The organism is Aliirhizobium sp. YIM B11859 (assembly GCF_057163345.1).
The window spans coordinates 115086-132502 of record NZ_JBXHAY010000010.1 but is presented as its reverse complement, the minus strand read 5'-3'; the positions used below and the strand labels follow the sequence as shown (position 1 = coordinate 132502).

General features: G+C 63.3%; 14 protein-coding genes. 2 read left to right on the top strand and 12 right to left on the bottom strand.

The window, feature by feature from the left end; translation table 11 throughout:
• Nucleotides 1–27 precede the first annotated feature (27 nt).
• The 8 genes from AC2GXZ_RS28005 to AC2GXZ_RS27970 all read right to left on the bottom strand — a co-directional run bounded on the left by AC2GXZ_RS28005 (nt 28) and on the right by AC2GXZ_RS27970 (nt 10050).
• The gene (locus tag AC2GXZ_RS28005; protein WP_483762533.1) at nt 28–1197 is read right to left on the bottom strand and encodes a DSD1 family PLP-dependent enzyme; all 1170 of its coding nucleotides are present in this window, start codon (nt 1195–1197) and stop codon (nt 28–30) included.
• Entirely contained in the window at nt 1194–2894 is a 1701-nt protein-coding gene (locus AC2GXZ_RS28000) for a hydantoinase B/oxoprolinase family protein (RefSeq protein WP_483762532.1), read from the bottom strand. The genes AC2GXZ_RS28005 and AC2GXZ_RS28000 overlap by 4 nt, the downstream gene beginning before the upstream one ends.
• A gap of 11 nt (nt 2895–2905) precedes the next feature.
• A complete protein-coding gene (locus AC2GXZ_RS27995) occupies nt 2906–5041 on the bottom strand; it encodes a hydantoinase/oxoprolinase family protein (protein WP_483762531.1) in 2136 nt (711 codons plus the stop codon).
• Between the two features lie 197 nt (nt 5042–5238).
• Nucleotides 5239–6633, bottom strand: a complete 1395-nt coding sequence (locus tag AC2GXZ_RS27990; RefSeq protein WP_483762530.1) for an MmgE/PrpD family protein — start codon at nt 6631–6633, stop codon at nt 5239–5241.
• 13 nt (nt 6634–6646) lie between these two features.
• The gene (locus AC2GXZ_RS27985; protein WP_483762529.1) at nt 6647–7402 is read right to left on the bottom strand and encodes an ABC transporter ATP-binding protein; all 756 of its coding nucleotides are present in this window, start codon (nt 7400–7402) and stop codon (nt 6647–6649) included.
• Nucleotides 7402–8445: an ABC transporter substrate-binding protein gene (locus AC2GXZ_RS27980; RefSeq protein ID WP_483762528.1), complete on the bottom strand. Its 1044-nt coding sequence runs from the start codon at nt 8443–8445 to the stop codon at nt 7402–7404. Before AC2GXZ_RS27980 ends, AC2GXZ_RS27985 begins: the two co-directional genes overlap by 1 nt.
• A gap of 40 nt (nt 8446–8485) precedes the next feature.
• A complete protein-coding gene (locus AC2GXZ_RS27975) occupies nt 8486–9247 on the bottom strand; it encodes an ABC transporter permease (RefSeq protein ID WP_483762527.1) in 762 nt (253 codons plus the stop codon).
• A complete protein-coding gene (locus AC2GXZ_RS27970) occupies nt 9244–10050 on the bottom strand; it encodes an ABC transporter permease (RefSeq protein WP_483762526.1) in 807 nt (268 codons plus the stop codon). Before AC2GXZ_RS27970 ends, AC2GXZ_RS27975 begins: the two co-directional genes overlap by 4 nt.
• A 119-nt stretch (nt 10051–10169) precedes the next feature.
• Here AC2GXZ_RS27970 and AC2GXZ_RS27965 point away from each other — a divergent pair, with 119 nt between their 5' ends.
• The gene (locus tag AC2GXZ_RS27965) at nt 10170–10907 is read left to right on the top strand and encodes a GntR family transcriptional regulator (RefSeq protein WP_483762525.1); all 738 of its coding nucleotides are present in this window, start codon (nt 10170–10172) and stop codon (nt 10905–10907) included.
• A 14-nt stretch (nt 10908–10921) separates the two neighbouring features.
• Here the strand turns inward: AC2GXZ_RS27965 and AC2GXZ_RS27960 are convergent, their stop codons facing one another.
• Both AC2GXZ_RS27960 and AC2GXZ_RS27955 read right to left on the bottom strand, forming a co-directional pair.
• Nucleotides 10922–12616 carry a hydantoinase B/oxoprolinase family protein gene (locus AC2GXZ_RS27960; RefSeq protein ID WP_483762524.1) on the bottom strand — a complete coding sequence of 565 codons (1695 nt, stop codon included), beginning with the start codon at nt 12614–12616 and terminating at the stop codon, nt 10922–10924.
• Nucleotides 12616–14655 carry a hydantoinase/oxoprolinase family protein gene (locus AC2GXZ_RS27955; RefSeq protein ID WP_483762523.1) on the bottom strand — a complete coding sequence of 680 codons (2040 nt, stop codon included), beginning with the start codon at nt 14653–14655 and terminating at the stop codon, nt 12616–12618. Before AC2GXZ_RS27955 ends, AC2GXZ_RS27960 begins: the two co-directional genes overlap by 1 nt.
• Nucleotides 14656–14759: 104 nt before the next feature.
• Here AC2GXZ_RS27955 and AC2GXZ_RS27950 point away from each other — a divergent pair, with 104 nt between their 5' ends.
• Nucleotides 14760–15692, top strand: a complete 933-nt coding sequence (locus AC2GXZ_RS27950; protein WP_483762522.1) for a LysR family transcriptional regulator — start codon at nt 14760–14762, stop codon at nt 15690–15692.
• 17 nt (nt 15693–15709) lie between these two features.
• On the opposite strand, the gene scpB is transcribed toward AC2GXZ_RS27950, so the two are convergent.
• Both scpB and AC2GXZ_RS27940 read right to left on the bottom strand, forming a co-directional pair.
• Nucleotides 15710–16408 carry an SMC-Scp complex subunit ScpB gene (gene scpB, locus AC2GXZ_RS27945; protein WP_483762521.1) on the bottom strand — a complete coding sequence of 233 codons (699 nt, stop codon included), beginning with the start codon at nt 16406–16408 and terminating at the stop codon, nt 15710–15712.
• A 2-nt stretch (nt 16409–16410) separates the two neighbouring features.
• Nucleotides 16411–17376: a DUF1403 family protein gene (locus AC2GXZ_RS27940; protein ID WP_483762520.1), complete on the bottom strand. Its 966-nt coding sequence runs from the start codon at nt 17374–17376 to the stop codon at nt 16411–16413.
• Nucleotides 17377–17417 lie beyond the last annotated feature (41 nt).

Genomic DNA, 17417 nt, shown 5'->3' with positions numbered 1-17417 from the left:
AAATTTTCTTCACGGCGGGCGGTATTTTCAGGCGCCGCGGGCATCGACCGGCCAGATCTCGACAAGCATGTCGCCGCGGACGACATGGATGAAATCATAGAGGTTCACCGTTGGATCGCAATGCGGCACCTGCAACTCCAGAAGCGAACCGACCGGCAGGATCTCACCTTCGGCAAGCGTCACCGTGCCGTGCTCGTCGCTGGTCGGTTTGTAGCTCGCGCCCGGCAGGCCGCCGCGCCTGATCAGCGGCGCGGTGCCGTGTTTGGCGACGAAACGCTTCTCGCCGCCATCCGTCGTCGCAAGGCCCGGATGATTGGCGCTGATGACACGCACGGCGGCAAACAGGCTGGTCGGAAAAAGCGGCGTTGCCGAACCATCGGGATCGACGACATCATATTCGGCATCCATCAGCGCATAACTGCCGCACTGGAATTCGGTATAGAGGTCAAGCGCCGTCTCCTGGAGGAAGGCGCCGGTGCTGCCACCGGTCACGACCGGTTTTGTGCCATGCATGAAGGGCTCGATTGCCTCCAGTGCGATGCGGATGCGCGTTGCGGCCTCTTCGGCACCGGCCGTTCGGGCGGCAAGATCCGGGCGGTGCGACAGATGCCCGGCATAGGCCTGAAGACCGGCAAGATTGAGCCCGGCAGCCTGATCGATGACCTGTGCCAATGCGGCCAGATCCTCTCGCTCGGACAGGCCCGAGCGATGCCGGCCCATGTCGAGATCGATCAGCACCCGGATCGCAATGCCGTGTGCCGAGGCAGCTTTCGCCAACTCACCGGCCGTATCGGAATTGTCGAGTACCAGCGTCAGCCGGCAGCGGCTCGCCACCTCGACCAGGCGCTCCAGCGCCGCGCCGGGTGCAAAGGTCGACGTCAGAAGGATATCGGTTATGCCGCCATCGGCAAAGATCTCGACTTCACCAGGCGTTGCAACACAGATGCCGACCGCGCCGGCGGCGATCTGCCGCCTGGCGATCGCCAGCGTCTTGTGCGCCTTGGCATGCGGCCGCAGATCCACGCCGAGCCGTCTGCAGCGCGCCTGCATGTCGGCGATATTGGCGTCCAGCGTGTCGATTTCGACAAGCAAGGCCGGCGTCAGCAGCTTTTCGCGACCACCCTCAATGCCAATGAAGGCGGCATTGCGCGCGGCTACCTTGCGCGGAGAAACCCCGCCTTCATCCCTGATTGTCATTTGGCATCGACCTTTTTCGGTTGCGTCTTGTAGCCATAAACGCGCTCGGCATGGTCCGGCGTCATCTTGCCCTGACGGATGTCGCTTTCGATCGCCACGTGATCGCGGTTTTCGACCGGGCCATAACCACCGGCCGCCGCCATGGCAACGCTCAGCACATCGCCGGCGTCGAAATTGCGGATGAATTTCGACGGCAGGGCCTGCTCCTTGCCGGTGCCCGGATTGGCCATCAGTTTGCCGCCGGCACCCGGCCCGCCGCCGAAAATGCCCCAGGGCTTGGATGTGTAGCGGTCGGAGCGCACCTGAACACGAACCGCATCGGTGAGGAAACGATAGTCGCGACGCAGGCCGAGCGCGCCGCGGAACTGGCCGTCACCGCCGGAATTCGGGATGAATTCATAACGCTCGACGCGGATCGGGTTTTCGCTTTCGATCAGTTCGACCGGAACATTGGCGAGATTGCCGATGCAATAAGGTCCGGCATCCTGGCCATCCGAATCCGGTCCACCGCCAAGGCCGGTATTGTTGTGGAACTCCAGATGCAGGAAGCGACGATCCCCGCCACCGGCCGCCTTCTGCAGGCCCGAAGCCACGATGGCGAATTCCGATCCGCCGGCGCAAGCCGGCATACGGTCGGGCAATAGCTTGGCAAGCGCACCGAGAACGATCGAGCGCAGCCGGAAACCGATCTGGCCGCGTGAACCGACGGCTGCCGGAAACTGTACGCTGACGAAACTGCCCGGACGGCCGACGACCTTGATCGGGCGATAGAGGCCGGCATTGTTGGGGATCTCTTCCGCCAGAACCGTGCGCAGTGCCGCATAAGTACAGGAGACCGTGAATTCCCAGTTGCAGTGGACGGCGCCGCCGGTATCGTCCTGGGTGCCGGAATAGTCGACTTCGATTTCGTCGCCGCGTTTTGTCAGGCGGCAATGAAGACGGATCGGACCGTTGCCGGCACCGTCATCGTCGTTCCACTCCTCGAATTCGGTCGTGCCATCGGGCAAAGACAGGATCGACGCGCGGGTCAGGTCCTCGGCATGGCGGATGAGATCGGCCAGATAGGCGCCGAAGAGTTCGGGGCCAAGCTTACGGGCGATCGCTTCCACTTCGCGGCCGGCGTCATCGAGTGCCGCAAGCTGCGCCCTCAGGTCGCCGATCACGCGGTCCGGCACGCGCGAATTCGAGGCGATGATGCCGAACACGGCCGCATTGTCGCGGCCCGCGTCGCGTAGCTTGACCGGCGGAATGCGCAAGCCTTCCTCGTAGATCTCCTGGCTATCGGCGGCGTTGCCGCCAGCCACCCGGCCGCCGAGATCGGTATGATGCAGGACAAGCGACACATAAGCGACGCGCTTGCCGTCGACATAGATCGGCTTGAAGGTGAAGATGTCGTTGAGATGCGAACAACCGGAATAGGGGTCGTTGGAAGCCAGCACGTCGCCTTCGGTTATGTCGCCGCCGAAGAAATCGGTGCAGCCCTTGAGCGCCGGCATGACGACGCCGAGATGGACCGGCACAGCCATGCCCTGGGCTGCAAGCGAACCTTCCGCGTCGCAGATTGCCGAGGAGAAATCCATCGAGTTCTTGACGTTGGCGGTACGCGCCGTGCGCGTCACCATGACAAGGGCATTATCGGCAATGGTCACGAGCGCATTCTTCAGGAGTTCGCGCTTGATCGGGTTGATGATCGTCATCTGAGCCTCCTTCAGGCCACGCGCCGGGCGTGAATGTTGTTCCAGCCGTCACGCCGTGCTTCCCAACCGGGAGGAATGACGCAGGTCGTGTCGTATTCCTCGACGATCATCGGACCTGCCTTCCAAACGTCATCCCCCTCGGGCAATGCCGTTCGGCCGAGAACGGTGGCGCGATGCCAGCCGCGGCCGGTGAAATAGGCGTCGCGCTCGACAGCCGGCGGAACTTTTTCGTTGCCGCGCGAGCATTGCGCCGGCATGCGCGGAATTTCCGGCACGCCGCGGCAGATGGCTCTCAGAGCGACGAACTGCAGTGGCTCGCCCCTGGAGGCGTAACCGAAGGTCTGCTGGTGCAGCTGATGGAATTTTTCGGCGATCTCCGAGAACAGGGCGCTCTCCCTGGAAACATCGTCCAGCCCGTCGAAGGACGCGGTTCCTGCATCCAGTTCGACGGTCAGCGGCGCCGTCTGGCCGGCATATTTGACATCGACCAGCATGCGGATGTCCTGCACGGCGCTATCGAAACCCTGCGTCGACAGGAGCTCGCGGCCGCGGCCGATCAGGCCGCCGGCGGCAACTGCAACCTCTGTGCCGCGCGTCTCGTCGAAGCGACGGTAGAAGGAAGCGACGAGCTGATGCTCGACATCGGCAAACAGCATGCCAAGCGCCGAGAACAGGCCCGCAACCGGCGGGATGATCACCTCGCCCATGCCGGCATCCTCTGCCAAAGAGCAGGCGTGGACCGGCCCGTTGCCGCCGATTGCCAGAAGTTTGAACTGCGACGGGTCGCGGCCCTTTTCCGAGCTGACGCCGCGCAGGGCGCGCAGCATGGTGGCATTGGCGATACGATGCACGCCCTCGGCCGTTTCCGTCACCTCGAGCTTCAGGCCGCTTGCCAGTTCGGCGAATGCATTGCGGGCGGCCGCCGTATCGAGGCTGAGTTCGCCGCCGACGAGAACACCCGGATTGAGGTAACCGAGAACCAGATTGGCATCGGTGACGGTCGGCTGCGTGCCGCCGCGGCCATAAGCGACGGGACCCGGCGTCGAACCGGCGCTGCGCGGGCCGACAAGCAGGCCACCGGCGCCGTCATTGGCCGCAAGGCTGCCGCCGCCGGCGCCGACTTCGGCGATATCGATGGTCGGCACCTGCACCGGATAACCGGCACCGCGCACCATGCGCGCACCGAGAAGCGGGCCGCCGCCGACTTCGGTTTCGGGAGAGACCGCGTAACTGCCGGCTTCGGTCAGGGTCGCCTTGGCCGTCGTGCCACCCATGTCGAAGACCAGGACATCGCCAAGATCGAGATGGCGCGACAGGCGTGCACTGCCGAGAACACCGGCTGCAGGACCGCTTTCGATGATGGTGATCGGCTGGTCGGCAACGAGGGCTGCCGGGGCAATGCCACCGGAAGACTGCATGATCATCAGCGGCGCAACGATGCCGATCCCGTCCAGGCGGCGCTGCAGCGAGCGGACATAGGCCGTCACGATCGGGCGCAGATAGGCGTTGACCACCGTCGTCGACGACCGCTCGTATTCGCCCTGCTGGGGAACGAGTTCGCTCGAGGCGGTGACCATCAGATCCGGCAGCAATTCCCGCAGGATTCTAGCGGCCCGGGCTTCGTGACTGTTGCTGACATGCGCGTTGATGAAAGTGATGGCGACGGACTCGACACCAGCGGCCCTGATCTCATCGGCAATATGTTTCAGGACATTTTCGTCGAGCGCCGTGACTTCTTCACCGGCGGCATCGAGGCGGCCTGCGACCTCGAAACGAAGCTCGCGCGAGACCAACGGATCGTGTTTGCGGTAGTTGATGTCATAAAGGCGTGGCGTGCGGAAACGGGCGATTTCGAGGACGTCGCGAAAACCTTCGGTCGTCACCAGCGCCACACGGGCACCCTTGCGCTCGATGATCGTGTTGGTCGCAACCGTCGTCGCATGGACAAATTCGACGATCTCGTCGGCCGCGATATCCAGTTCGGCAAGCAGCGCCCGCACACCCGTCTCGATACCTTCGGAATAGTCATGCGGCGTCGACAGGAGCTTCTTGGAGAACACCGTCCCCTTTGTATCGATCATCACGATATCGGTGAACGTGCCGCCGATATCGACACCCAGCCTGTATCCGCCCTTCGATCCTGTCATCATGTCTTTCCCTGAAAGCATATCCTGCATTGACCCGGAGCGTAGTCGCGACAAGTTGACTAGTCAAGTAATCAGGCTGGCAGTTCGAGCGCAATTTTTGCGATTGTCGCAATGCCTTCGCCTGATCCGTCGAAATTAAAAAGGCCGGCGCGACGATCACCTCGCAGGCCGGCCTTTGTTTCTCACATGCGGGTCTCTCAGCGCCCCCGCGCCTGCATGAACAGCGCGAGGACCCGTTTGCCATCGGCTTGCCCGTCGAGGCTCATGATGAAGTCCTGCAGCTCCTCGACCGGGGCGCCGGTGGCGCCAAAACCCCATTCCAGGCAGGAGGCGAATTTGGCCAGCACTTCCGCATGGCTCATCGGTTCGTCCGGCGCGCCCTTCATCGTCAGTTTTTCGGCGGCGAATACGCGCCCGTCATGGGTGGTGATGGAAACCCGGGCCGGGGCGACGGCGGTTTCCTCGTAGTCGGGCGTCGAACGGGTGTCGATCGTCGCGGCATAAGCCACGTCATCGGCGCGAATGCGGTCAGGCGTGAAGGAGCGGATCGTCACTTCGCCATCGACCAGCGCTGCGGCAAAGGCATAGGCGGCATTGAACTGCGCATGAACGACCGGCGTCGGATGGGCGCGGTCGAAGGCGGCGCCGACGATTTTGCGGTTGACCTCGCCAAGCTCGATCAGGCCGCTTTTCACATCGGCGGCCGTAAGGCCCTGGCTGCGCAGTTCCAGCGCCAGCTGGATCGCCGTATGGGTGCAGCGGCAGCAGGGGAAAGGCTTCATCGACAGGTCGCGCACCTGCCAGAGCGTGCCGAATTCACCGACAACGATCTCCGGCTTTACCTCGCCGCGCTCATAAAGATTGAACAGGCCGGAACTGCCTTCGAGGAAACGATGCGGGCCGGTGATGCCGCTGCGGGCAAGATGCGCGGCAAGCACGCCGGAACGGGCCGCAAAACCGGGACCGACACGTTTTGCCAGCGCACCGTCGGCGATGAACTGGGTCGTGCCGGACAGTTGTACGAAAGCCAGCCCGAGTGCGTTCAGCGTCTGCGTTTCATCGAGGCGGAAGATCTTCGAGACGGCGGCGGCGGCCGAAATGGTGCCGAGCGCCGTTGTCGGATGCCAGCCCTTGCCGAGAGAATTGTAGCAGGCAAGACCGAGCCGGCAGAACACTTCGACGCCGACCGCAACGGCGAGGATGATGTCCTGCCCGGAAATCTGCCGCTCCTCGGCCTCGATTGCCGCAAGCACCGCCGGAAGCACGACGCAGAACACATGGACACGGGCCGGATCGTGCTGGTCGTCAAAATCAAGCGCGTGGGCGGCGGCCCCGTTGGCCAGCGCGGCACTGACCGGGTTGACCTTGTTGGAGCCGAGCAGCAGCGTCGACAGACCGCCTTTTTCCCAGGCTTCCAGCGAAGCGACCAGTTCCTTCATCCCCGGCGCCTTGGCAGCACCGGCAATCACGCCGAGCGTGTCGAGGGTGAACAGCTTGGTGATCGTCACCACATCGGCCGGCAGGTCCTCGTAGCGGATGGCGGCCACGGATCTGGCGAGTTCGGCACCATAGGCGCGGGTGGCAGTCGTCATGTCGGCCATGTCTTCAGATCTCAATATCGTGGCGCAGCAGTTCGGCGATCTCGCGGCGCAGTTCGAGGAATTCCGGCGACAGTTTCATGTCGTCATGGCGTGGCCGGGCAAACGGCACACGGATTTCCTTCAGCACCCGAGCCGGGCGCTTGGAGAAAACGAGAATGCGGTCGGCGAGATAAAGCGCCTCCTCGATCCCGTGGGTGACGAACAGCACCATCTTGCGCTCGGCTTCCCAGATGCGCACCAACTCATCCTGCAGGATGTCGCGGGTCTGGACGTCGAGCGCGCCGAACGGCTCGTCCATCATCAGCAGGCTCGGCTGGATGCAGAAGGCGCGGGCAATGCCGACGCGCTGCTGCATGCCACCCGACAGCTGATGCGGCCACGAATTCTCGAAACCGTTCAAGCCCACGAGCTGCAGATAATGCCGCGCGCGCTCGATCCGCTCGGCCTTGCCCACGCCCATGATCTCCAGACCGAAGGCAACGTTTTCCAGGGCAGTCCGCCACGGAAAAAGATCCGCGCCCTGGAAAACCATGCCACGGCCGAAGCCGGTCTTGCCGGTAATGTCCTCGCCGTTCAGCAGGATCTTGCCGGTATCGGCCGGCACGAGGCCGTTGATGATCTGCAAAAGCGTGGACTTGCCGCAACCGGAGGGGCCGAGGAGGGCAACGAACTCGCCATCCTCGACTTCCAGCGATTGCGGCACGATGACCTCTGTCTGACCAAAGGACTTCGAGACATTCGTAATCGACAGATGCGCCATTAGCCGAGTTCTTTCAGAGCCTGCTCAAGATAGGTCCGGTCGATGACCTTGTTGAGATCGACGGTACCCTTGAGGGCGCCGGCCTGCTTGTAGACCGGAATGACCTTGGTGAATTCATCGACATTGAGCGGCGCCATGTCGCTCGGGAATGCCTTGATGTCGGTCGTCAAGGTCTGCCAGACGGGCTTGAGGAAATCGTCGCCGGCGGCCTTCAGGTCCTTCGAAGAGGCAAACTCGCCGACACGGGCCTTGTACCAGGCGTAATCATTGTTGGTCTGGCGGAAGGAGGTCAGCACCGACTTGATCACCGCGACGGCGGCGGCCTTGTTTTCATCTGCCTTCAGCCATTCGCCGGTGGAGATGATGACAGCGGAAAACCAGTTGTCGAATTCCTGCCAGGGACGGACGAGGATCTGGTAATTGCCCTGGGCGGCAAGCTGGGCTGCCTGCTCGACATGCATCGGCACGGCATCGACGCGGCCGGCAAGCAGTGCGCGGGCACGGTCGCCGGAGCTTCCCATTTCGACGAAGTTGATCGACTTGGCATCGATATTGCGCTTGGCGAGCGCACCGAGCAGCATGACATACATGAAGTCACCGATGCTGTTGACGGCGATCGTGCCGCCGTTCTTGGCAACGTCTTCAAGGCTCTTGGTCTTGTCGGCATTGACGACGATGACCTGCGAGGTGTTGCTGTAGGAGAGGCCGATGATCTTCAGATCAGCACCGGCTTCTGCACCGGCAAGCGTCGAGGCGACATCGGCATCGCCGAGATCGGCCGAACCGGCAATCACTTCCTGGGCGATCTGCGGGATCTTTGCGGTCGGTCGAACCTCAGGGGCGGCAAAACCGGCGATCTTCTGCAATTCCATGCGCAGAGCCGTCTGCATCGGCACGTTGACGGCGGCGGCAGAGGCAAGCGTGTTGATCTTCAACACCCGTCCGGACTGCGCGAAGGCACTGGAGACCGGACCGAGCGCGATCATGCCGGCACCTGCAAGACCGGTGCGCAGGACATTGCGTCTGTTGATATTTCCAAGCATGTCATTCCCCTTTTCTTTGGTGTTGTGAATACGTGCCTTATCAGTCGCCGAGGCGGCTTGCGTACCAGGGCGCCGACCGGTCCGCGACGGTGCGCAGCAGGAGCGTGGCACACATGCTGATCGCCATCAGGATGACGATCAGGCCGAACAGGTTGGCGGTCGAAATGTCGAGGCCGGCATTGTTGAGCAGCCCACCGAAACCGGCGCTGATGAACATTTCAGCCGTCACCATGGCCCTGAGCGCATGCACCAGCCCGACACGCGCGGCGATCAGGATGAAGGGATGCAGCGCCGGAAGCAGGACATAACGAAACCGCTGGAACGGGCTGGCGGCAAAGGACAGGGCGACATTGACCAGCTTCGGCGAGACGTTTCGCGCCGCTTCGGTCATCGATATCACCACGTACCAGAGGGTGACGACGAAGACGATCGAGACGAGGAAGGTCACGCCGCGTCCAAGCACGATGATGAACAGCGGCACGATGGCGGCGGCAGACACGACGATGAACATCGAAGCCCAGGGCTTGACGACACTGTAGACGACGCGCGAGCGACCCATGGCGATACCGAGCGGTACGCCGACGACCATGGCAAGCACATAACCGAGGAACATCTGCCAGAGGGTAAAGCCGATCGCCGGCCAGAAATCGGGATCGGCAATCAGTCCGACGATTGCCGGCGCGACCTGCAGCGGAGTGGCCAGCAGCGCCTCGCCAAACCCCATGCCGGCGCACTGCCAGAGGACGAGAAGAAGGAAGATGCCAAGCGCATTGACCGCCAGCGAGCGTTGTTTCCGGGTCACTTGTTCGGCCTCCAGACACAGATGCGGCGCTCCAGGATGAGCAGCAATTCCTGCAGCAGCAGCCCGGTGAGGCTGAGGACAACGAGGACTCCGAGCACGGCGGCACTGTCGAAGCGAACCGAAGCCTGTTTCATCAACTTGCCGAGATTGACCGCAGCGAGGAAAAGCTCGGCGGTGATCATCGCATTGACGGCACGGACGAGACCGATCCTCAGCGCAGTGAAGGTGAAGGGCAGGCTCTCGGGCAGAAGCACATACCAGGTACGCTGCAGGCCGCTTGCGCCAAAGGAACGACCGACATTCATCAGCTTCCTGTCGACATTGCGGGCCCCGCTGGAGATCACGATGATCATGTCGAAGACGCACATCATCACCACAAGCGCGATCCGGGCCTCGAGATAGAGGCCGAACCAGATCATGATGAATGGCGCCCAGGCGACGCTCGGAACAGCGTAGATGAGGTTGACGATCGGATCGAGCAGGTCATGCACGAACCGGATGCGGCCCATCAGGAAGCCCAGGGGGAAGGCGATGGCACAGGAGATGACGAAGCCGATCAGCATGTGCTGGAGTGCGGCAACGAATGCCATCGGCAGTTCGCCGCTTCCGATGAGCTCCGAAAGCCGGACGGCAACCGCAGCAGGCGAGGCAAGCACGAAGCTCGAATATTGCTGCGCCACCATTTGCCAGACGACCAGGCCGGCAACGATCGAAACGAGCATGAGAAGCGTTTCGGAACGACCGCCGAAGGGACGACGCGCAATCTTTTCCGGCCGTGCCACAGGGCTCGCATCACCGGTCATGGCGCTGTCCCTTTGACTTGCGAACCGTATCAAAGCATTGTTTCACGTCATAATCCTGTCTATACAGTAGCACCAATTAATGACTAGTTGACTATGCAGCTTTCGGGGATGAGGTCAATATGCCGCCGAGCGATTTTATGCCGATCTATGCCCGCATCGAGCAGCACCTGCGCAGCGACATTGCTGCCGGCCGCCTGCAGGTCGGCGATCGCATCCCCTCGGAGCCGGAACTCGCCCGCGATTTTGCCACGACGCGTTCGACAGTCGCCAAGGCGCTGCAGCAACTGGTCTTCGAAGGCGTCATCATCCGGCGTGCTGGCAGCGGTTCCTACGTCGCGCCCCGCTCGCTCAGTGCGCCGATCGAATTGTCGCGGGTGCGCTCCTTCGAGGAGCAGCTTGCCGCCAAGGGCGCCGAGATCGGTTATGTGCTGATCGGCATTTCGGAACGCGAACCGAGCGAAAGCGAAATCGAGATACTGCATCTCGATACCGGCGACCGGGTGCATGCGCTCGATCGCCTGCGGCTCGTCGGCGGCAAAAAGGTGAGCGTCGAGCGCCGCGTTTTTTCGGCCGAACTCGGACGCCTCGTCACCGTCGAAATGCTGCAATCGATGTCGATCCACCGCATTCTCGACGAACGTTTCCGGCTCGCGGTCCACCGCGTCGAGGGCAGGATCCGCGCCGGGCTGGCACATGGCGAAATCGCCCGGCATCTCGATATCACGCCCGGCAGCCCGCTTCTGATCCGCGACTACGTGCTGTTTTCGATCGATCGCCGCCCATTGGTCTGCGGCGAATCCTTCTATCTGGAGGAGTTCCAGATCGATTACGTCGTGCAGCAGACCGATGGTGAATAGCGGGCAGGATCCGGTCATGCGGGATCGCAGCCGTAAACGGTTTTTGCCGCATCCTCGCTGACATAACCGAACAGCACGTCGCGGCCGACATCCTCGCGGCTGCGCTTTTTCGGGTCGCCGTATCCGCCACCGCCGGCCGACAGGCAGACAATCCGTCCGCCCCGCTCGAGCGGCAGCGCGCTGTCATGGACGCCGATCACCCTGTCCTTGCCGTCCGCCGTCCCGATGCGATAGTCGTGACCACGCGCATTCTCGCCGGATGCGGCTCCGTAAGGCACGACATCGACCCCTTCACCGGAAGCGTTGACGATTGCATCGTCGGCGCCCTCGTAGCGCAGGACCAGACGCCCGCCCAGCCCGCCGCGATGGGTGCCGGCACCGCCGGTATCGGCCACGAGGCAATATTCCTCGACGACGAAGGGATAACTCGCCTCGGTCCGCTCGATGCTGGGGGATGGTGTTCCGCCGGGATTGTGCAGCCCGCCAATATTGCTCCAGCCGTCATGGCCGAGATTGCCGCCGGTACCGCCCTTGTTGAAGAAATAGTGCCAGATGAACGGTTTTCCGTCGCGCGCCCTGCCGGAAACCGCAAAGCGGAAACGGCGGGCAAAGCCGCCGATCGCGCGGGAAGCATCCGCCGTGCTCAGCGCCTGCAGCACCGCCTCGATGATGGCGCAGGCCGTCGACGAGGTGCAGGCTCCGACCGGCGCCGGCACGACCGGATCGAGCAGGCTGGCCTTGCGGGTGACGATCTCGATCGCGCGTGCACTGCCGTCGTTCAGCCCCTCATCTTCGCCGGAGAAATACAGGAACGCGACCATGACGGCGGCGCGGGTATTGGCAAGCGGACTGTTGATGAAGGCCGCAACCTGATCCGGCGCCTCGGTCAGGTCGACGACGGCATGCCCGTCCCGGATCGTGATCGTCACCGGGATCGGCAGGAGCCCGCCTTCGGCTCGGGCATATTCCATGTGGCTGAGACCGCGATAGGTGCCATCCTCGCAGGTCTTCAGGAGCGCCCGCATATTGCCTTCGCCCCCGTTGAGGATCGCCTCGACGGCGCCATCGACATCGCTTGCCGCATAGCGCTCGAACAGCTCGTTCAGGCGTCGAGCGCCGACTTCGACCGCTGCCAGCTGGGCCATCATGTCGCCGTTGAGATCGCCGGGACGGCGCGAATTTTCGGAAACCATGCGCAACACGTCGGTCCGCAGACGGCCGCCGCTGACCGCCTTGACCGGCGGGATGCGAAGCCCTTCCTGCCAGATCTCGCGGGCTTCTGCCGCATAACCGCCCGCCGCCATGCCGCCGATATCGCCCTGATGGGCGCGCAAAGCCACCCAGAACCAGATCCGGCCTTGCAGAAAAAACGGCATGGCCAGCGTGATGTCGGGAAGATGGCTGCCGCCCCAATAGGGGTCATTCGCCATCAGCACGTCGCCTTCGCCCAGATCATCGGCAAAGGCTTCCGCCATCTTTTCCACCGCGAGCGGCATTGCACCCATATGGATCGGCACGCGTTCGGCCTGCGAAATGGTGCGGAAGCCGGCATCGAGAATGACGGCCGAAAAATCCTGGTTCTGGTTGAGGATCGGCGAGAAGCAGGTGCGCGTCATGGTCTCGACCATTTCCTCCGTCACCGCCTTCAGCTTGTGGCGGACGATGGCAATGACCAGCGGATTGAGACTGAGAGTGTGTGCCGCAGACATTATCGGCCTCCTTCCAGATGCAGGCTGCCCTTGCGGTCGAGCCCGACGGAAAAACCTTCCTGTACGAATATCGTCGTCGAAGACGACTCGATGATGGCCGGACCCGAAAGCATCATGCCGCGGCGGAGATTTTCCAGCCGGTAGGTTTTTGCGGTGACGGGCCGCCCGAGGTAGATCTGCCGTTCGACGGGGGCCGCATCCGGCCAGGTTTCCGGCGGCTCCTGCGGCAGGTCGGCCAGGCGGATCTGCGGCAAGGCGCCGAAGACCGACACCCGCAATGTGTCGATGATCGCCGGCTCGGCATCATGGGCATGGCCGTAGAGCGATTTGTAGTTGGCGACGAAGGCCGCTTCCATCCGGGCGGGATCGCGCTCGTCGCTGACATCCACGGCAAGGCTGTGGACCTGCCGGGCATACCGGCATTCCAGATGACGCGTCACCCGCATGTTCTCGGTACCGACGCCGCTTGCCTCGAGTTGCTCGCGCGCTTCGTCCAGCAACTCGTCGAAAAGTGTCTGCAGGACTTCGGCACTCATCTCGCGCAAGGGCCGGTCGATGCTGCGCTGTCTGTCCTGGCGCACGTCGGCTGCCAGGAAACCCATGGCCGACAGCACGGAGGCCAGTTCGGGAATGACGATCTTGGGGATCTGCAACTCAGCGGCAACCTCGCTTGCATGCAGTCCGCCGGCACCACCAAACGACATCAGCGCGAAATCGCGGGGGTCCTTGCCGCGCTTGACGGTGGCCAACCGAATGCCTTCGGCAATCTGCGACGAGGCCAGAACATGGATGGCCCAGGCGGCCTCCTCGATGCTCATCGCCAGCGGTCCGGCGATATGGGCATCGATTGCCCGGCGGGCGGCATCGAGCGACAGCTTCATCTTGCCGCCGAGGAAATTGTCCGGATCGATCAGCCCGAGTACGAGGTTTGCGTCGGTGAGTGTCGGGCGGGTGCCGCCGCGCAGGAAGCAGGCAGCTCCCGGTACGGCGCCGGCGCTTTCAGGCCCGATTGCAAGAATGCCGCCGGAATCGATCCGCGCGAGACTGCCGCCACCGATCCCGATCGGATTGATGTCGATCGCCGGAACCGCGATGCGCAGATCGCCCATGTCGCTGCGCTGGCTTTCGATCGGCACGCCGTTTTCGATGACGCAGATATCGGTGCTGGTACCGCCGGTGTCATAGGTGACGAGATTGGAGATCCCGAGTTCACGGGCAAACAGGGCAGCCCCCATGGCACCGCCGGCCGGCCCGCTCGTCACCGCACCGACCGCGCGCCGGCCAGCCTCGGCGATCGGCAGGACCCCGCCGGTCGACTGCATGACGAAGATCGGCACACCGATACCCTGGCTCGACAGTTCACCGGAAAGGCGCTTCAGGTAATCCTGCAGGACAGGACCGACATAGGCGTTGACCGTCGCGGTCGACAGCCGGTCATATTCGCCCTGCCGGCTGAGGATATCGCTGCCGAGCGAGACATAGGTCTGCCAGCCGCTCCTGGTGATGGCATCGAGGACCAGCTGTTCATGCGCCGGGTTGCGGTATGCATGCAGGAGGCAGACGACAACGCCCATCACGCCATCGCGCCGCAACGTTTCGATGACGTCGCGCAACTCGGCTTCGTCCGGTGTGGAGGCAACAGAGCCGTCCGCCATGATCCGCTCACCGAGCTCGAGCCGCTGCGGCCGGTCGATCAAGGGCTGCGCCTCTGCACGGCGCAGCCGGTAGCGATCGCCGCGCGAGCCCTCCTTCAGTTCCAGCAGGTCGCGAAAACCGCGGGTGGTGATCAGCCCCAGCTTTGCCCCGTTGCGCTGGATCAGCGTGTTGGTGGCAACCGTCGTTCCGTGAATGAAAACCTCGATTTCGGGAAGCAGTTCAGCCAGCGTCTTCTGCCGGCGGGTGGCAAGGGCGGTCAGCGCGTCGATGACGCCACGGCCGGGATCGTCGGGCGTCGAAGGCACCTTGACGAAATCCGTGCCGTCTTTTTCGGACACGACCAGATCGGTGAACGTGCCGCCGACATCAATTCCAACTATCATCTGCTACCTCATCTGTCGGCGTGACTAGAGCATGACTGCGCCACCTCACCAATCTCATCGAGAAAGCATTTGCGATGCCGTTTTGAGATCGGTTATCATGCCGCATGGATATCGATGCTCTCCGTTATTTTCTCGCCGTGGTCGAAGCCCGCTCGATGCGCGGCGCGGCGGAGGACCTGCATATCGCCCAGTCGGCGCTCAGTCGTCAGATCGGCAATCTCGAAAAGGAACTCGGTGTTTCGCTGCTGATGCGGCTGCCGCGCGGCGTCAGGCCGACAGAGGCAGGAAAGATGCTCGCAAGGCGCGCCCGCGGCGTCATGGATCAGCTGGCGAGCGCCCGTAACGATATCAGCGCGCTGAACGGGCTGACGACCGGCAAGGTTGCCGTTTCGGCCATCGAACCGGTGGCCGAAGGGCTGCTGATGGCGGCCATGCAGCGGATGCAGAAGGAATATCCGGCGATTTCCTTCGATATTCGCGTCGGCAATTCCTCCAAGGTGATCTCGCTTTTGCGGGAAGGCATCGTTGAACTGGCGGTGGCCTATAATGCGCCGCATGACCGGGATATCATCATCCGGGCGCAAAGCCATGTGCCGCTGGTGGCGCTTGTCGAGGAAAACCATCCTCTGGTCAGACCTCTTGATGACCTCGGGGGCAAGCTTCGCACCTGCACGCTGAAGGATCTGGCGCCCTGGCCTCTGGTCCTGCCGCCGGCCGGATCTCCGACCCGCATGCTGATCGACGAGGCGGTGCGTCGGGCCGCCCTGCCCCTGATGCAGATCGCGCTCGAAAGCGATTCCGTTCCGGTGAGGCTGGCTTTCCTGCAGCAGGCAAGGGCAGTGGCGATCATGGCGGACATGTCCGGCAGGATGGTGCGGCCAGGCTACAGGCTCTCAGCCATTGCAATCGACGATGACCTGCTGGCCAGCGGAACCCTGCAGCTTCTCGCCAATCGCGATCACCAGCTCTCGCCCGCCGCCTCGGCCTTCGAAAGATTGCTTCGCCAGTCCATGCGCAACCTGGAGGATGACGTTTAACAGGCCAGTCCGGACGATCATTCGTCGTCGAATTCATCTCCGAAAGACTGGCCGGCATCTGGCTGGAGCTCCTCGCGGCCCAGCAGCCCGGCATCCGTCAATGCCTCGATATCCGGCAGATCGCGCAGCGTCTGCATACCGAAGGCGGACAGGAACTGCTTCGTCGTCACATAGCTATAAGGTGCGCCCGGCGTTGGGCTTCGCGGGCCGGAGGCAATAAAACCGGCCCCACGCAGGGCGGAGATCGTGTCGCGCGACACGTCGCGGCCGAAGATCTTGCCAAGTTCCGCCCGGGTAATCGGCTGAAAATATCCGATCGCCATCAGCAGCATCGCCTCGAATTCGGACAGCGTCGCGGCGGCCGAACGCGTCGGCGCCGAGGAAGCGCGGATGACATCGGCAAAACGCCTGCGGGTACGATAGTGCCAGCCGCCGGCCGTCAGAACCAGTTCGTAAGGCCGTTCGCGCAGCTCCTCGGAGAGATCGTCGATCAGCAGGTCGATGCTGCAATCGCGGCCGACGACTCGGGCCAGCATGTCGCGTGTGACCGGCTCGGACGAGGCGAAGATGACCGCCTCGATACGCAGCATCCATTCGCGCCAGCGCAGATCGGCCGGCAGATCCTCCAGTTCGCGGTCGATCAGGCGCTCGTCCTGTGTCTGCGCCTTCTTGCGGCGTTCGCCGCCGCCCATTCCGGCCGCCTCGCGCGCCACCATCGTCACAACCCGTAAAGCCGGAATGACGTCCGGCCGGAGAGTTCACGTACTGCATCGAGACCCTGCAGCCGCTCGAACATGCGGGTGCTCGCCCAGCGGGACAAATCGGCGCCGGGTGCCGAGGCAAGCAGCGCATCATCTTCCAGCAGACGGCGTATCACGGCCTCGCCGCCCTTGGTGCGCAGCCTCTCGGCAGCAGTCATGAGCCTGTCTGCCCGTCGGGATATCTCGCCTGCAGATCGTAACGCCGAACCTGCCGCTTCGACAAATGCCAGACAGACGGAACGTGGAAAGGCAGGCTCTGCGGGACGGATACGACCGCGCGTCGCGGCGGCACCCGTCCGGCCACGGAAAGCCGGCCCGTAACGTTCGGCGATCAGCAGGGGTACCGGGCGCTCCCAGGTCAACAGGATCGCGATCAGCATGTCGGCCAAAATCCAGGCGAGCGGTTCCGCCTCCGGACGTGTTGCAACGATCGCTGTCACCAGTTCGGCGGCTGCAAGCGGCGCCGCCCGGCCCGACTGCAGCGCCGCATCGGCCTGATCGACGATGGTCGCAAGCCAGGCGCCCGGTGCAAGACCCAGAGCGGCGGCGATGTCGGCGATCGATGCCGACGACAGGACGGGCTTTCGTGCAGTCAGCCTTTTGTAGGCAACGAACAGGCGGCCGGCCGGGCCTGCATCATTGCCGGCCGCGGTCAAAAGCGCCGCATCGCGGATCGCCGCTTCCTCCTCACCCCGGCCAAGCAGTCGGGTGGCAACGGCGGCACATGTGAGTGCCTGCCGCGCACGCCAGCAGCCCGCCCAGCGTGGCTGGCTGCGTACGAGCTCGTCGAGCGATTTGAGCGCAATACCCGCGGCAAACGCAGCATCGGCATCACCAACCTCCCGCCCGGCGGGCAGCGCCCATGCCGGCCGGAACGGTGCCCATTCCCTCACTGTCGAAACTGCAGGTGCGATCGAATCCATGGGCAGGATTCTATATCACCCGTGCGCTTACTGCCATTATT

What these genes read in the sequence shown, in the direction of transcription:
- AC2GXZ_RS27995 (WP_483762531.1), bottom strand. Translation starts at nt 5,041, where the DNA reads ATGACAGGATCGAAGGGCGGATACAGGCTGGGTGTCGATATCGGCGGC.
- AC2GXZ_RS27980 (WP_483762528.1), bottom strand. Translation starts at nt 8,445, where the DNA reads ATGCTTGGAAATATCAACAGACGCAATGTCCTGCGCACCGGTCTTGCA.
- AC2GXZ_RS27955 (WP_483762523.1), bottom strand. Translation starts at nt 14,655, where the DNA reads ATGATAGTTGGAATTGATGTCGGCGGCACGTTCACCGATCTGGTCGTG.
- AC2GXZ_RS27965 (WP_483762525.1), top strand. Translation starts at nt 10,170, where the DNA reads ATGCCGCCGAGCGATTTTATGCCGATCTATGCCCGCATCGAGCAGCAC.
- AC2GXZ_RS28005 (WP_483762533.1), bottom strand. Translation starts at nt 1,197, where the DNA reads ATGACAATCAGGGATGAAGGCGGGGTTTCTCCGCGCAAGGTAGCCGCG.
- AC2GXZ_RS28000 (WP_483762532.1), bottom strand. Translation starts at nt 2,894, where the DNA reads ATGACGATCATCAACCCGATCAAGCGCGAACTCCTGAAGAATGCGCTC.
- AC2GXZ_RS27960 (WP_483762524.1), bottom strand. Translation starts at nt 12,616, where the DNA reads ATGTCTGCGGCACACACTCTCAGTCTCAATCCGCTGGTCATTGCCATC.
- AC2GXZ_RS27950 (WP_483762522.1), top strand. Translation starts at nt 14,760, where the DNA reads ATGGATATCGATGCTCTCCGTTATTTTCTCGCCGTGGTCGAAGCCCGC.
- AC2GXZ_RS27970 (WP_483762526.1), bottom strand. Translation starts at nt 10,050, where the DNA reads ATGACCGGTGATGCGAGCCCTGTGGCACGGCCGGAAAAGATTGCGCGT.
- AC2GXZ_RS27985 (WP_483762529.1), bottom strand. Translation starts at nt 7,402, where the DNA reads ATGGCGCATCTGTCGATTACGAATGTCTCGAAGTCCTTTGGTCAGACA.
- scpB (WP_483762521.1), bottom strand. Translation starts at nt 16,408, where the DNA reads ATGGTGGCGCGCGAGGCGGCCGGAATGGGCGGCGGCGAACGCCGCAAG.
- AC2GXZ_RS27940 (WP_483762520.1), bottom strand. Translation starts at nt 17,376, where the DNA reads ATGGATTCGATCGCACCTGCAGTTTCGACAGTGAGGGAATGGGCACCG.
- AC2GXZ_RS27990 (WP_483762530.1), bottom strand. Translation starts at nt 6,633, where the DNA reads ATGACGACTGCCACCCGCGCCTATGGTGCCGAACTCGCCAGATCCGTG.